Below are 14,249 nucleotides of genomic sequence, written 5' to 3'. Positions count from 1 at the left end.
GTCGAGCATGGGCCGGATGCGATCTTGTTGGATCTGTGCATGCCGGTGATGGATGGGACTGAGGTCACGAGGCGGAGATCATGCTCCTGTCCGCGCGGGACAGGGGCAACGCGGAGATCGCCGGCGAGCTGTACCTGAGCGCGCATACCGTGAAGACCCACCTCAACTGTGTCTTCTCCAGGACGGGTTCCGGGGATCGGGTGGCGACCACCCACTGCGCGCCACCACCTGGAATGCCGCATCGCCCGCAGCCTGCCTCACGTCACGATCACCGCACCGCATCTCCGCGTTCCAGACCCACCTGGGAGGCGGTGCTCTCGATGCCTCGTAGGGCCGCCCGGATCGCTGCGGACACCCATGCGCGGGAAGGGCGGGCGGGTGTCGAAGCCCTTTCTCCGATCCATAGTGCGGAGAAGAATTGGAGAACGTGTGAACGGGTTCCCCAAAGGGCATAGGGATGAGGCCGAAAGGCCCAAGAGTGGCGCGGCCCTTCCATTGATCGGTCTATTGTTGTTCCGACGGCAGATCAGTTCCGGCAAGCGGCATCGCCGCCGGTGAGTCCACTGTTCTTTCGGTGCTCTCTGCCCTCGGGATCACATTCGGATGTCCGGCACGAGTGGCCTTGGGCTTTTAAGTCCGGCCGGAGACGGTTACGGCCGCCGGGAACCCCGGGCGGCCGTGGCGGCGAGTGGTCTCCTCATCCCGGGACCACGGTCCGGATGACCCCAGCGGTTACGGGCTTCGGCCGGCGGGATCGGCCGCGCCGCACCGCGCAACAAAGGTGATGTGGCATCCGAAGCACATGACGAACAGCTGGCCGACTTCGTGCAGGAGATGCGGAACGGCGGCGGGGCGGGATCGCCCACCTTGGCACCGGATCCCCGTTCGTATCCGACCTGCCGGAGCAGGAACGTCATCGGCTCTCTCTTGAATAAATGAGGAATGAAATGCAATTCGCTAAGGGATTTCTTCCCTGGGTGGCTTTTGCTGGGATGTCCGCTTTCGGATGGCAGTGGGCATCTCTGGGGGCCCTCGTCGTCAGCGCTTGGATCCTGCTCATAGGAGTGAAGGGAGGCTTCAAGGCTGAAGCTCTCGTTCTGGAATACAGCAACACGGTGTTCTTCGCGCTCTGGACCGTGCTGGCTTTCGCTGACCCGAGCAGTCCGGCCGAACACCTGGACGGCCCGGTTTCCATGGCCTGGCTGGCCGCCACGGCGTGGGGGTCGATCCTCGTCGGTCACCCGTTCACCACCGGCATCGCGAAGCGGGACGTCCCGCGCGAGATGTGGAACGACCCCGGCTTTCTCCGGGTCAACCTGATCCTGACCAGGGTCTGGGCCATCGCCTTCTCGATCAGCACCCTCACCCTGGGCCTGGTCGTCGTCGCTCATCTGAACGTCGGATTCAGAGTCTTCTTCCAGGCCGCCGGGCTCATCATTCCGGCCATCGTCACGGTGCAGTACCCGAAGCGCGTTCAGGCACGCATGAACGCAACCATCACGCAGGGAGTTTGATGTGATGAACAACCCACCCGTCCCGCACCTCGCGAAGAACTACGCGCCGGTGATGGACGAGATGACCATCCAGGACCTGGAGGTCACCGGGGCGATTCCCCCGGAGCTCACCGGCTGGTACGTGCGGAACGGGCCCAACCCCCAGGACGTCGATTCCCCCCACTGGTTCTTCGGTGACGGCATGGTGCACGGTGTCCGTCTGGAAGGTGGCCGAGCAACCTCGTACCGCAACCGCTGGGTCCGCACCACCAAGTTCACGGATGGCAAGACGACCTTCGGTGACGGGCAGGAAGACCTGGCCGCCGGCTCCGCCAACACCCACGTGGTCCGGCACGCCGGGCGGACGTTCGCGCTGGTGGAGGGGTCCCTTCCGTATGAACTCGACCTCCGTCCCGGCCGCGAACTCGACACGATCGGCCCCTACGACTTCGGTGGGCGTCTGCACACCGCCATGACCGCCCACCCCAAGATCTGCCCGATCACCGGTGAGCTGCACTTCTTCGGGTACGGAGGTTTCAAGCCCCCCTTCCTCACCTACCACCGTGCGGACGCCTCAGGTGCCCTGACGATCAGCCGCCCCATCGACGTGCCGGCGCACACGATGATGCACGACTTCCACCTGACCACCAACTACGTCGTCTTCATGGACCTGCCGGTCGTCTTCGACCAGGAGACGGCTCTCCGCGGCGATGACCTTCCGTACAAGTGGCGCCCGACCTACGGGGCCAGGCTCGGTGTGCTGCGGCGCAACGACCCGTTCGGCGCGGTCCGTTGGCTGCCCATCGAACCGTGCTACGTGTTCCACCCGATGAACGCGTTCGACGAGGGGCCGGACAGCGGTCGGATCACCATGTACGTGACCCGCTACCCGGTCTACAGCGAGACCCATGCCACTCTGTGGCGTTGGGAACTCGACCTCGACTCCGGCAAGGTCATCGAAACCCAGCTTGACGACACGCCCTGCGAGTTCCCTCGCGTGGACGATCGCCTGGCCGGTCTGGACTCCCGTTTCGGACACGTCACGGTGTCGGACACCCCGAACATCGGCACCGGACTCTCCCACTCCTACCTGATCCGCTACGACCTGAAGACCGGTAACGCGATGCGCCACGAGCTCCCCGCGGGCCGTGTTGCCAACGAGGCGTCGTTCGCCGCGGCCGACGGCACACCTGGTGGGCCGGGATGGCTCCTGAGCTTCGTGTACGACGCGAGCACCGACAAGAGTGACCTGGTGATCCTGGACGCTCAGGACGTCGTGGCGCCGCCGGTGGCCACGATTCACCTGCCCCGTCGTGTCCCGTTCGGATTCCACGGCAACTGGCTGCCGGACGAGTGACCGTGTGGGGCCCGCCGTCTCGGATGGAGGGCCCCACAACCATCCCCACACGTCTGGTGAGGCGGACGAACACGGCCGTCGTGGCGACATCCCTGTAGCGGTGTCGCGGCGACGGCCGTAGGCGTGTGCGCGAAGCCCCGCCGTACGAACGGCCCCTCAACAGGTACGTCTCCCGGTCGGTTGTGCCGTACTGAACCGGTCGGGCGCCAGACGGCTCGCACGTTGCTCCGGCGCCGGCCCGTGCGCCTCGCCCAGCCGTTGGGAACCGGAGGGTGGGGCCACCGGAGCACAACAGGCGGAACGAGCGGCGTCGCCGCGGGGAACACGATCCGCCCCCACGTGCGCTGGCGATCGGGCGTGACGCCGCCGGCTGCGCGGGACTCCCAGGAGAGCCGGTGATCCAGGCACCCTCAAGTGCCGCTCGTCGACGGGTGGACGGCCTGGACGCGCGCAGCGGGCGGGGCAGCCGCGGCGTGTGCGGGGCGCCATGGAACCCGTGGGGCTCCGGGGACGCATGACTGTGTCCCCTTGGAGCCGGCCGACGAGATCACCGACGAGCTGACCGTCCTGATCGGCTTCGACGTAGGAGGCACACTCCCCGCATGAGTGTGCCCGGCGGCGACCCGGATTCCCGGTGGACAGGTTGTCCACCGGGCGGGCCACCGCCGGGCGTGTGCGACCACGGTGGTGGGATGGCTCAGAGCGGCGAGGGGAGCGTCATGTGGTGAGCCGGGGGTCGGGCGTGGAGGTGGTCATGTGCAGGGAGGGGAGGTTCCGGCGCCGCACCATGAACTCGGCCACCACGATGTTGGGTATCCAGCAAAGGTAGGGAAGCGGGCCGTATGCCTGACTGAAGATGTCCGGGAATTCGCGGCCGTCGGAGAACGGCAACTGCACGAATATCAGCACGCCCAGCCACAGCCGGAGTGTCACGGCGGCGTAGGTGAGGGCGAAGTTGCGGATCATCCATGCCTCGTGTTCGCGGAACCGCCGGGCACGCGCGGCCTGGTACCCCCGCAGGGCCGTCCATCCCCAGAGCACCGCCAGAGCCGCAAAGCCGAAGAACCCACTGATGCCCACCGAGTTGAACATCGACATGACGAACGCCGCCACCGACCCGAGGCCGAGCGTGATCATGTAGGTCCGCCCGATCCACCGGTGCACGCGCGGGCGCCGGGTGCGCAGGCGCTTGGAGAACTGCCAGGGCCCAAGTGCCAGCGCGAGCCCGGAACTGACGATGTGGATATAGAAGGCCACCTGGACCGGCCAGCTTCGATCCGCATACGTGGTGGCCAATCCGACGTTGCCGTGGGCGAGTTCGTCGAGCGTGCCTTCGCCGTACTGGCCGACGAAGTAGCCGGCTATCGCCAGTGAGGACAGCATGACCCAGGTCCAGCTCCACCTGTGACGCGAGGCTTTGTGCGAAGTGGGTCTCGTGGAGACGGTATTGGTCATTGAGGGTTCCGTTCGGATGTCAAATGTCACGGGTGCAGGTCGGGACCACATGACGGAGTCCGGGCGGAACCTGAACGCACTTCGCGTCTGCCGACCGCAGGCGCAAGCCGCCGAATAACCGTGTGCGATTGGTCCACGGCACTGCTCCGACAGTCTTCACGGGCTTGCGGGGCCATCCAATGGCGCGGAGTCACAGTTGACGGGCCGTCGACAGGGGGTCCGGCACACCTGCCGGCCGGTAAGGACGACTCCCGCAGTGACATACGAGGGTGTGCCGCCGTCGGCGGTGCGAGGCCGGCGGATCCGGAATGCGGCACGAGGCGGCTGGGTCGTGAATGCGAGAACAGCGGCGAGAGGTTTTTGGAGTTCCGGATCCACCGTGACGTTTCGTGGGATACGGGCCGCCGAATCCCGGCGACTGGTCAGCGGCCGGGTGTCGGGCGCGGGGCGGCGGCCGCCGTGCGTCGTGCCCGTCCGGCGGCGCTGGAGCGGGCCCGTTCCAGTGCCGCCGCCGGATCCGCCGCGCGGCCGACGCCCCACACGGTCCTCGTCGCCGCCGGGCCCGTGACGGAGCACTCGGCGTAGACGACCACCTCGGACGTGCCGTCGGTGGTGGGCAGCGGCTGCTCGATGTGGGAGAGCACCCGTACCTCGGGGGAGGGCATCCGCGGGTCCGCCCCGGGCGGGTCCGCGGGCTCCGCGGCGTCCAGGTACTCGGCCTGGAACAGTGCGCCCAGCCGCTCCGCGGTGACCTCGCCGCCGTGTGCGTCGGTGTGCCGCTGCACGACGCGGGCGAACTCGATCTGGAGGCGGCGGGGGAGGTCGAGGCCGTGCTCCTGGCGCAGCAGATAGGCCACACCGCCCTTGCCGGACTGGCTGTTGACCCGGATGACGGCCTCGTAGGAGCGGCCGACGTCGGTGGGGTCGATCGGCAGGTAGGGGACCTCCCACCGGGCCCGGTGCAGCGGTACGCCGTCGCGTGCGGCCCGCTGCTCCAGTGCCTCGAAGCCCTTCTTGATCGCGTCCTGGTGGGAGCCGGAGAAGGAGGTGTAGACGAAGTCGCCCGCGTAGGGGTGGCGGGGGTGGACGGGCAGGCCGGTGCACTCCTCGACGGTGCGGCGGACCGCGTCGATGTCGGAGAAGTCGATACCGGGGTCGACGCCCTGGGCGTGCAGGTTGAGGCCGAGGGTGACCAGGCAGACGTTGCCGGTGCGTTCGCCGTTGCCGAACAGGCAGCCCTCGATGCGGTCGGCGCCGGCGAGAACGGCCAGTTCGGCGGCGGCGACCGCGGTGCCCCGGTCGTTGTGCGGGTGGACGGAGAGGGCCACCTGGGCGCGGCGGGTCAGACCGCGGCTCATGCGCTCCACCTGGTCGGCGTAGACGTTGGGGGTGCTGCGCTCGACGGTCGCGGGCAGGTTGAGGACGGTCTCGCGGCCGGGGCCGGGCTGCCAGACATCCAGCACCGCCTCGCAGACCTCCAGCGCGAAGTCGCCCTCGGTCTCGCTGAACAACTCGGGCGAGTACTCGAACCCCAGGTCGCAGTCGGCGAGATGCCGCTCCGCGTACTTCAGGACGTGTTCGGTGCCGCGCACGGCCAGGTTCTTGCACTCCTCGCGGGTGACGCCGAACACCACCCGGCGGAACAGGGGTGAGGTGGCGTTGTACAGGTGGACGGTGGCGGCGGGGGCGCCGGCCAGGCTGCGCACGGCCTGTTCGATCAGTTCGTCGCGGGCCTGGGTGAGCACCGAGATGCGTACGCCGTCGGGGATGCGGTCCTCGGTGATCAGCCGCCGTACGAACTCGTGGTCGGCGCGGCTCGCGGCCGGGAAGCCGACCTCGATCTCGCGGTAGCCCATGGCGGTCAGCGTCTCGAACAGCCGGAGCTTGCGGTCGGGGCTCATCGGCTCGATCAGTGCCTGGTTGCCGTCGCGCAGGTCGGTGGAGAGCCAACGGGGCGGTGTGGTCAGGGAGTTGCCGGGCCAGGTGCGGTCGGGCAGGTCCGCGGGCCGCGGTGCCGCGTAGCGAAGGGACGGCATGGCTTCGGGGGATCCGCCCCCGGTGCCGTTGCTCTGGAGCAGGCTCATGACTGTGCACTCCTTCCGGACGCCGCGGTGGGGGTGGAGAGCTCCGCCGGGCCGCCGGCGGCGAGGGCGGTCGCCTCCCGCGCGGTGTCCGGAACGGCCGGCCCGCCCGCGCCGGCCGGCTTCCCGGCGTGCGCGGGCAGGGCGTCGGTCGGTGACGGCCCGATCATCGTGCGGTCCCGGCGCGGCTCACGCGGCGGGGTCGTTCGGGCTCCGCCGAGCAGGGGCCGTCGCAGGCGGGTCCTGCGTGCCGTCACCGGCGGCGGCCTCGGCCTCCCACCGCGTGCGCAGGCGGGGCTTGTCGGGCTTGCCGACCGGGGTGTGCGGGATGTCGGCGGTCAGCCGGACGGTGCCGGACAGGCCGCGGCCGTGCAGGACCGCCTCGACGGACTTGCGGACCTCGTTCTCCGGCCGGGCGGGATCGGGGTGCACGGCGAGCAGGACCTCGTTGCCGTAGGTGCCGGGGTGGGCGGGCAGTGCCACCGACTCCAGGACGGGGCACTGCGCGGCGATCTCCTCGTCCAGGACCGGGGCGGGCAGGGGCCCGCCGGCCGCCGCCAGGATCTCGGTGACCCGGCCCAGGATGCGCAGCGAGCCGTCCGCCTCGCGCCGGGCCACGTCGCCGGTCCAGAACTCCTCGCCGCGGAAGGTGCGGGCGTTCGCCTCGTCGCTGCCGACGTAGCCCTCGCTGGTGCAGTCCGACATCAGCACCAGCTCGCCCAGGTCGGGCCGGTCCGCCGCCAGGGGTTCGAGCCGGGTGCCCACGCCGTGCACGGGGAGCATGCCCCGGCCCGCCTGGAGCGCATCGGCCATGTTGCCCAGCGCCAGGCCGAATTCGGTCGATCCGTAGATCTGCCGGATGTGGATGCCCAGTACGTCCGCGGCGTCGTGCATCTGGGCCGCACTGAGGTACGCGCCGCCGCACAGCGGCCGGCGCAGCCGCGACAGGTCGGGCGCCGGGCCGCCGGCCGCCGCCCGCACATACTCCTCGTAGTGCTGGGGCAGTGCGCTCATCGCGGTGGTGCGGTGGCCCTCGATCTGCCGCAGCAGGACGTCGGGCGCCGCATGCGGGTCGGCGAGCACCAGCTGGGCGCCGGACAGCAGGGCGGCGAAGACGTGCAGGTCGGTGGCGTGGGCCACGTCGAGGGTGTGCCGGCAGAAGAAGACGTCGTCGGCGGTGATCCCGGTGTCCGCGAGCCAGCGGCGGCGCTCGCGCAGGAACCGGTCCTGCCGCCACACCATCTGCTTGGGGAAGCCGGTCGATCCGGACGTCCACAGGGCGCGGAAGATCCCGGCCTGCCGCTCGCCGGGGGCGCGGGGCGCCGGCGCGGCGGAGGTGAGGTCGTCGAGCCGGATCCGGGGCGGGGCGTCCGCGGGGAGCGGGCGGTCGTGGTCGGCGACGATCAGGCGGGGGCCGGTCAGCCGCAGTGCCGTCGCGGTGTCGGCCGCGTCGAAGTTGCTCATCAGCGGCACGTATCGGGCGCCGGTCCGGGCCACGGCCAGGATCAGGGCCACATAGCCGACGCTGTTGTGCAGGGCGCATGCGACGACGTCACCGGCGCCGATGCCGTGGTCGCGCAGTCCGGCGGCGGTGCGGTCGACCAGCTCGACCAACTCCCGGTAGCCGACCGCCTGGCCGTCGGTGGTGGTCACGGCCGGCTGGTCGGGCCGGCGTTGCGCGACGTCACACAGGGCTTGGTAGAGCACGCTTCACCTCGATGAGTGGATCGGTCACCGGTTCCGGAGCGGGGCGGTGCCGGTGCGGAAGCGGACGGGGCGCGTGCGGTGCCGCCGCGCGGGGGCTCCTGCTGCGTGCCGGGCGGCTCAACTGCCGCCTCACGCCTCGTTCCAGCCCGCGTAGGTGGCGAAGCGCCAGTCCTTGGCGAGGCAGTCGACGGTGCCGAAACCCGCTTCGCGCAGCCACCCGAGCTGGGTGTCGACGTCAATGGGAATGTCGTGCTTCATACGCTCCCGGCCGGCGGCCCATTCCTCGGCGGGAGTTCCGGCGGCGTGCACATGCGCCTCGTGCTGCCGGTCGTACATCTTCTCCAACGCCTCGCTCGGCGCCAGGAGTTGTTCGACATTGAGGAAAATCCCGCCGGGGCGAAGGATCTTCCGGATACGGACGAACAGATCCTGCTTCTGCTCGTGCGTCAGATGGTGGATGGAGAGCGCGGACACCACCGCGTCGAACGGGCCGGCGGGCAGCTCGTCGAGGTGGTCGGCGATCCGTACCGACACCTGGTCGTCCGCGGCGAAGCGCTGCCGGGCCTGGGCGAGCATCTGCTCCGAGCGGTCCTGGAGCACCAGATCGGCCTCGGGGAGGCGCTCGCGCAGCGCGGCACTGAGCAGCCCGGTGCCGGCGCCGAGGTCCAGGATGCGGGGCGCCGGGCCGACCGACATGGCCACCGCGGCGACCGCGCTGTCGTAGAGGAGGTCGAAGGAGGGAATGAGCTGCCTGCGCAGCGCGTCATAGGTCTTCGGATTCCACAGCTCGGTGTGCGCGGAACCGCCGGCGGCCATTGTCTGCGACATGATCGAACCTTCTCCCGAAGATGCTCCGTATTTCCTCTTCTGGAGGGATTACGGCGGTAGGCGGAACGCGGCAGGTCCTGAGGGGTTTCCGGAAATGCCATAATGCTCTGCCGGCTCCCGGGAAATTGTTGTGGGGTGTCTTCGGGATCATCCCCGAGAGCTGCCGTGAGGCTAACTTCGTTCACCATGGGCAGGCAAACTTCTGTTTCTTATCGTGCTGATCAGTGGAAGTTTTCACGCCGCTGTCCGGGCCGCTTGTTCACGCAGGTGGGAGGAGGGTGGAGAGGAGCGGTGTCCGGGCTCGCCGCCACCTGGGCCGACTCTTTCTCCCCGCTAAACGGGCAATTTTCGGCCAGCGCCGCAGCACTTCGGACCGGACGTCTTGATCATGACCGGTGGCTCATCTTCCCGGGTACTCTGCACACGCCGAAAAACGGTCGCCCACCAGGAGGAAGGCGAAAGTGGTCGGGTAAGGGAATTCCCGTACGTACGGGGTGCCGTGGAAGCCGTGAAGACACCTGATCGGCCAGCCGAAAGCGAAGACCGGTGGTACAGGAAAGAGGGGCCAGTGCACCGTAATCTGGACGTCGGTCAGCTCCGGACGCTCGTCACCATCATGCGCACCGGAGGCTTCCGGCGGGCGGCACAGGCCCTGTCCCTCACGCAGCCCGCCGTCAGCCAGCACATCCGGCGCCTGGAGGCGGTCCTGGGCGGCCCGGTCTTCGCGAGCACCGGACGCACCCTCGAACTCACCGACCCGGGGCGCGAGTTGTACCACTACGCCTGCCGCCTGGTGGCGCTCAACGACGAGGCCGCCAGCCGGATCAACGCCGCCGAGCGCCCGACCCGCATCGGCATCGGCGTCTCCCCCTACCTCGAAGGCGCCCTGCCGGAATTCCTCGCCGCCCTGGTGGATCTGATGCCGCGGATCCGCCCCACCGTGCACACCGGCCTGAGCACACCGCTGGCGGCCCGGGTGGCGGCCGGTGAACTCGATGTCGCCCTGGTGCTGCACCCGGCGCGCAACCCCGCCTTCCGGCCGGTGGGCGCGGTACGGCTCGCCTGGTACGGCAGCATCCCGTCCGCCGAGCCCGGTTCGCTCCCGATCGCCCTGTGCGCCGAACCGTGCAGCCTGCGCCGGCATGTCCTCGCCGCGCTCACCGCCCAGGAGCAGCCCTGGCACCTCGCCTACGAGGGTCCCGACGTCCCCGGCCTCCGCGCGGCGGTCGCCGCCGGCCTGGGTCTGACCTGTCTGCCCGCGCACGGTCCGGACGCGCGGACCGTGCCCCGGCTGCTCCCCAACGCGCTTCCGTCGCTGCCGGTCCCGGGCTCCCTGCCGCTGGCCCTCGCCCTCGCGCCGACCGCGAGCGCACCGCTGGCGGAGGCGGCCACCCACGCCGCTCGGCAGGCGTTGCGCCCCTACCTCACCACCGACCCGGCGCCCACCTCCGCCGGCCCGCCGCGCAGGGCGCGCCCCTGAGGGCCGGCGAGCCCGGGCCGCACCGGCTCTCAACCAGCCGGAGCCGGCCGGCCGTTGCCGTCGTACCGGCGGGCGGGCACGCCCGGCCCCGGAGCGCGTGCTTCCGGGGCCGGGCCAGGCCGCGTCCGCCGTTCAGCTCGCCAGGCCGGCGAACATGCCCGGCTCGTACGAACCCCCCGGGTTGTGCACGATCACGTTCATCCGGGTGGCCGCGTTGACCAGGGACACCAGGCAGACCAGCGTGCCGACCTGGTCGTCGTCGAAGTGCTCGCGCACCGCGGCCCAGGTCTCGTCGGACACCCCGCGGTCGCCGAGCCGGGTGCCCTCCTCGGCCAGCGCCAGCGCGGCCCGCTCGGCCTCGGTGAAGACGGTGGTGTGCCGCCAGGCGGCGACCAGGTTGAGCCGGAGCGCGGTCTCACCGGCGGCCGCCGCCTCCTTGGTGTGGATGTCCACGCAGAAACCGCAGCCGTTGAGCTGGCCGATCCGCAGCTCCACCAGCTCCCACAGGCTCTTGGGCAGCGGCGACTGCTCCAGGACCGAGGCGACGTTGTAGAACCGCTTGGCGATCTTCGCGGCGGTCGGGCTCTCGAACAGGTTGATACGGGCTTCCATGCCTTCGTCCTCATTTGTTGTCCGTCGGGTGATGTGCCGTGCGGAGCGTCCGCCCGGCGGCGGTACGGACATGGAGATGCCGCCGCCCGCGCGCCTGTGACAGCCGTCCGGTGTGACGTGGGCCACCGGCCGCGGGTGTCACAACTCCCTTGGCGCGGACGTCTGGTGTGCGGCAACGGTCGACGGCGAACAGGTGGGAGTCAGCCATGGGCAAGGGCAGCGGGCGCACAGGGGGCACGGCCGAGCCGCTCGCTCGGGACGGCCGCACGGACCGCGCGACCGAGGCGTTCGTCGCCCACCGCAAGCTGCTCTTCACCGTCGCCTACGAGATGCTCGGCTCGGCCGCCGACGCCGAGGACGTCCTCCAGGAGACCTGGCTGCGCTGGGCGGGCGTCGCCCTCGACACCGTGCGGGACGAGCGCGCCTACCTGGTCCGGATCGCCACCCGCCAGGCACTGGGCCGGCTGCGCACGCTCCGCCGGCGCAAGGAGTCCTACGTCGGCCCCTGGCTGCCCGAGCCGCTGCTCACCACGCCCGATGTGGCCGAGGACGTCGAACTGGCCGACAGCGTCTCGATGGCGGTGCTGCTGGTGTTGGAGACCCTCGCGTCGACCGAGCGGGCGGTGTTCGTGCTGCGCGAGGTCTTCGCCGTGGACTACGACGAGATCGCCGAAGCCGTCGACAAGAGCCCGGCCGCGGTCCGCCAGATCGCGCACCGGGCTCGGGTGCACGTCGCGGCGCGCCGACCGCGCGCGGTGGTCTCCGCCGACGAGACCCGCGAGGCGCTCGCCGCGTTCCAACGGGCGGCCGAGACGGGCGAGGTGCAGGGCCTGCTCGACATCCTCGCGCCGGATGTCGTCCTCCTGGGCGACGGCGGGGGAGTCGTCCAGGCCGTGCAGGTCCCGGTCATCGGCGCCGGCCGGGTCGCCGAACTGGCCGCCGGACTGGGCAGGTTCGGCACCGCGGCGTCGCTCCAGCCAGCACAGGTCAACGGCCACCCGGCGCTGGTCTTCCGGATCGACGGCCGGATCGACACCGTCCTGGCGGCCCGCCTCGACGGCGGCCGCATCACCGGGCTCTACGCGGTACGCAATCCCGAGAAGCTCTCCCGCGTCGAACGGGCGACGTCCCTGCGCCGCTGAGGGCATCTCTCCTGCGGGGAGCCGGAGTTGTCCGGTGAGGGCGAGGCTGTGGAGGTGGGCGAGGCCGCCGGGGACGGTGCTCCCCACCACCCGCCATGCGGCACAATTCTCGTTCGTGACTATTCGTTTGCTCGTCGCCGACGACCAGGAGATGGTGCGTCGGGGCATGCGCCGCATCGTGGAGAGCCAGCCCGACATGGAGGTGGTCGGGGAGGCGGCGAACGGCGTGGAGGCCGTGGAGCTGGCGCGGGCGCTCGGTCCGGACGTCGCGCTGGTGGACATCCGGATGCCGCGGATGGACGGTCTGGAGGTGACCCGCCGGCTGGCCGATCCGGCCTTTCCCCATCCGACCCGGGTGGTCGTCGTGACCACCTTCGACCTCGACGAGTACGTCTATCCCGCACTGCGCTTCGGTGCCTCGGGGTTCGTCCTGAAGCGCTCGGGGCCGGCGCTGCTGGTGGAGGCGGTCCGGGCGGCGATGGCCGGGGACAGCCTGATCAGCCCGCAGATCACGGCGCGGCTGCTGCACCACGTCACCGGCACGGCGGGCGGCCGGCGCTCCCGGAGGCCGCGGGACGGGGCGCTGACCGAGCGGGAGGCGGAGATCGCCGGGAAGGTCGCCGAGGGCCGGTCCAACGCCGATATCGCCCGCGAGTTGTTCATCTCGGCGGGGACGGTCAAGACCCATGTCGCCAGCATCCAGCGCAAGCTCCAGGTGCGAAACCGCGTCGGGATCGCGGTACGGGCCTGGGAACTGGGGTACGCCACCGGGCAGTTGCCCGGCTGATGCCCGCCCCTCGGCCGGTCCGCCCGACGGAGTGTGCGTAGCCTCGCCCCATGGATGACGACGTCATGCCTCGGGGGCTTGGGCAGCGGCCGGGGGAGAGGCAGCGGCTGCGGCGCCGCCGGTGGGCCGGGTGGCTGGCGGGCCTGGTGCTCCTGCCGGCGCTCGTCTCGCCGCCGAGTGCCGCCCCGCCGGCGGTCGTTGCCGCGCTGACGCTGGTCGTGGCGCTGCTGGTGTGGCCGGTCGGGCGGGTCTCGTTGGCGCGGGCGGCGGCCGGGGCGGCGCTGCTGTCCCTCGTCGCCGATGCCGGCTACTTCGGGCCGCCCGGGCTGGTGCTCCTCTGGTACCCGTTCGAGACGCTCGCGCTGCTGGTCCTGCTGGAGCGGGTGGTGCGCCATGTGCCCGGTCCGCGGGTCGCGTTCGTCGCTCCGCTGACCGGTGCCGCCGCGGTGCTGCTGCCGCTGCGGTTCACCCTGCACGCACCGGACACGGGGCTGAAGGAGTCGGTCGCCGGGGCGCTGGTCGCCCTGTTCCCGGTCGCCGTCGCGGCGGGCATCGGCCTGTATCTGCGGGCGTTGGACAACCGCCGGCGGCACGCGGTGGCCTCGGCCCGGCGCGAGCAGCGCCTGGAGGTCGCCGGGGACCTGCACGACTTCGTCGCCCACGAGGTGACCGGCATCGTCCTGGAGGCGCAGGCGGCGCAGCTCGGCGACGCCGCCGACCCCGAGGAGGCCCGGGCGCTGCTCCGGCGCATCGAGCAGGCCGGGCTGCGGGCGCTGGACTCCATGGACCAGATGGTGGCCGCGCTGCGGGAGGCGGAGAGCCGCACCTGGGACGAGCCGCCGCCCACCCGGCTGCACGGCCTGGCCGACCTGCCCGAACTGGTCGGCCGCTTCTCCTCGATGGCCGTCGCCGAGGTGGCGCTGTCGCTGGAGGACGAGGTGGCGGGCGTGCTGTCGCGGGAGGCCGAGGACACCGCCTACCGGGTGGTGCTGGAGGCCCTGACCAATGTGCGGCGGCATGCGTCGCGGGCCGGGCGGGTCGAGGTGTTCGCCGGCCGCACCGCCGACCGGGCGGTGGAGGTCCGGGTCGTCGACGACGCGGGCCCGGCGGCACCGGCCGGGACCCGGCAGGGCGGCGGGACGGGCCTGGCCGGCCTGGACGAGCGGGTCAGCGCCCTGGGCGGCACCTTGCAGGCCGGTCCGCACGCCTCCGGGTGGCGGGTCCGGTGTCTGCTGCCGGGGGCGGCCGTGCGGTGAGCCGATATCTGCCGATCGGCAGATGTGGCGGCGGGCGGGGATCGGGATCCT

At 71.0% G+C, this 14,249-nt stretch carries 13 protein-coding genes; 7 read left to right on the top strand and 6 right to left on the bottom strand.

Annotated features, from left to right (window positions below; all coding sequences use genetic code 11):
- Window positions 1-80 precede the first annotated feature (80 nt).
- The 3 genes from ACIQE0_RS24140 to ACIQE0_RS24130 all read left to right on the top strand — a co-directional run bounded on the left by ACIQE0_RS24140 (window position 81) and on the right by ACIQE0_RS24130 (window position 2,850).
- Window positions 81-455 carry a LuxR C-terminal-related transcriptional regulator gene (locus ACIQE0_RS24140; RefSeq protein ID WP_402335694.1) on the top strand — a complete coding sequence of 125 codons (375 nt, stop codon included), beginning with the start codon at window positions 81-83 and terminating at the stop codon, window positions 453-455.
- Window positions 456-1,064: 609 nt separating this feature from the next.
- On the top strand, window positions 1,065-1,514 hold the full coding sequence (locus ACIQE0_RS24135) for a hypothetical protein (protein WP_402335691.1): 450 nt from the start codon (window positions 1,065-1,067) through the stop codon (window positions 1,512-1,514).
- Between the two features lie 4 nt (window positions 1,515-1,518).
- Window positions 1,519-2,850 (top strand): carotenoid oxygenase family protein, encoded by a 1,332-nt coding sequence (locus ACIQE0_RS24130; RefSeq protein WP_402335688.1) that lies wholly within the window; start codon window positions 1,519-1,521, stop codon window positions 2,848-2,850.
- Between the two features lie 717 nt (window positions 2,851-3,567).
- Here the strand turns inward: ACIQE0_RS24130 and ACIQE0_RS24125 are convergent.
- The 5 genes from ACIQE0_RS24125 to ACIQE0_RS24105 form a co-directional block, all read right to left on the bottom strand.
- Window positions 3,568-4,233 carry a DUF2306 domain-containing protein gene (locus ACIQE0_RS24125; RefSeq protein WP_402335685.1) on the bottom strand — a complete coding sequence of 222 codons (666 nt, stop codon included), beginning with the start codon at window positions 4,231-4,233 and terminating at the stop codon, window positions 3,568-3,570.
- 494 nt (window positions 4,234-4,727) lie between these two features.
- Window positions 4,728-6,389, bottom strand: coding sequence for a 2-isopropylmalate synthase (locus tag ACIQE0_RS24120; RefSeq protein WP_402335683.1), 1,662 nt, complete (start codon window positions 6,387-6,389; stop codon window positions 4,728-4,730).
- Window positions 6,386-6,556: a hypothetical protein gene (locus ACIQE0_RS24115; protein ID WP_402335680.1), complete on the bottom strand. Its 171-nt coding sequence runs from the start codon at window positions 6,554-6,556 to the stop codon at window positions 6,386-6,388. Before ACIQE0_RS24115 ends, ACIQE0_RS24120 begins: the two co-directional genes overlap by 4 nt.
- Window positions 6,557-6,575: 19 nt before the next feature.
- Entirely contained in the window at window positions 6,576-8,093 is a 1,518-nt protein-coding gene (locus tag ACIQE0_RS24110) for a class I adenylate-forming enzyme family protein (RefSeq protein ID WP_402335677.1), read from the bottom strand.
- Window positions 8,094-8,222: 129 nt separating this feature from the next.
- A complete protein-coding gene (locus ACIQE0_RS24105; protein WP_366337832.1) occupies window positions 8,223-8,921 on the bottom strand; it encodes a methyltransferase domain-containing protein in 699 nt (232 codons plus the stop codon).
- A gap of 568 nt (window positions 8,922-9,489) precedes the next feature.
- Between ACIQE0_RS24105 and ACIQE0_RS24100 the strand changes: the two genes are divergently transcribed.
- On the top strand, window positions 9,490-10,401 hold the full coding sequence (locus ACIQE0_RS24100) for a LysR family transcriptional regulator (protein WP_402335674.1): 912 nt from the start codon (window positions 9,490-9,492) through the stop codon (window positions 10,399-10,401).
- Between the two features lie 132 nt (window positions 10,402-10,533).
- Here ACIQE0_RS24100 and ACIQE0_RS24095 read toward each other — a convergent pair whose 3' ends face one another.
- Window positions 10,534-11,013: a carboxymuconolactone decarboxylase family protein gene (locus tag ACIQE0_RS24095; protein WP_402335672.1), complete on the bottom strand. Its 480-nt coding sequence runs from the start codon at window positions 11,011-11,013 to the stop codon at window positions 10,534-10,536.
- 206 nt (window positions 11,014-11,219) lie between these two features.
- Here ACIQE0_RS24095 and ACIQE0_RS24090 point away from each other — a divergent pair, with 206 nt between their 5' ends.
- The 3 genes from ACIQE0_RS24090 to ACIQE0_RS24080 all read left to right on the top strand — a co-directional run bounded on the left by ACIQE0_RS24090 (window position 11,220) and on the right by ACIQE0_RS24080 (window position 14,198).
- Window positions 11,220-12,155 (top strand): RNA polymerase sigma-70 factor, encoded by a 936-nt coding sequence (locus tag ACIQE0_RS24090; protein ID WP_402335669.1) that lies wholly within the window; start codon window positions 11,220-11,222, stop codon window positions 12,153-12,155.
- Window positions 12,156-12,270: 115 nt separating this feature from the next.
- Window positions 12,271-12,942 (top strand): response regulator transcription factor, encoded by a 672-nt coding sequence (locus ACIQE0_RS24085; protein WP_366337824.1) that lies wholly within the window; start codon window positions 12,271-12,273, stop codon window positions 12,940-12,942.
- 50 nt (window positions 12,943-12,992) lie between these two features.
- Window positions 12,993-14,198, top strand: a complete 1,206-nt coding sequence (locus ACIQE0_RS24080; protein ID WP_402335665.1) for a sensor histidine kinase — start codon at window positions 12,993-12,995, stop codon at window positions 14,196-14,198.
- Window positions 14,199-14,249: the final 51 nt, after the last annotated feature.

The sequence above is a fragment of the Streptomyces sp. NPDC093097 genome (genome assembly GCF_044754325.1).
Taxonomy (GTDB): domain Bacteria; phylum Actinomycetota; class Actinomycetes; order Streptomycetales; family Streptomycetaceae; genus Streptomyces.
Note: the sequence above shows the minus strand (reverse complement) of the source record. Positions and strands in the feature narration are given on the sequence as shown.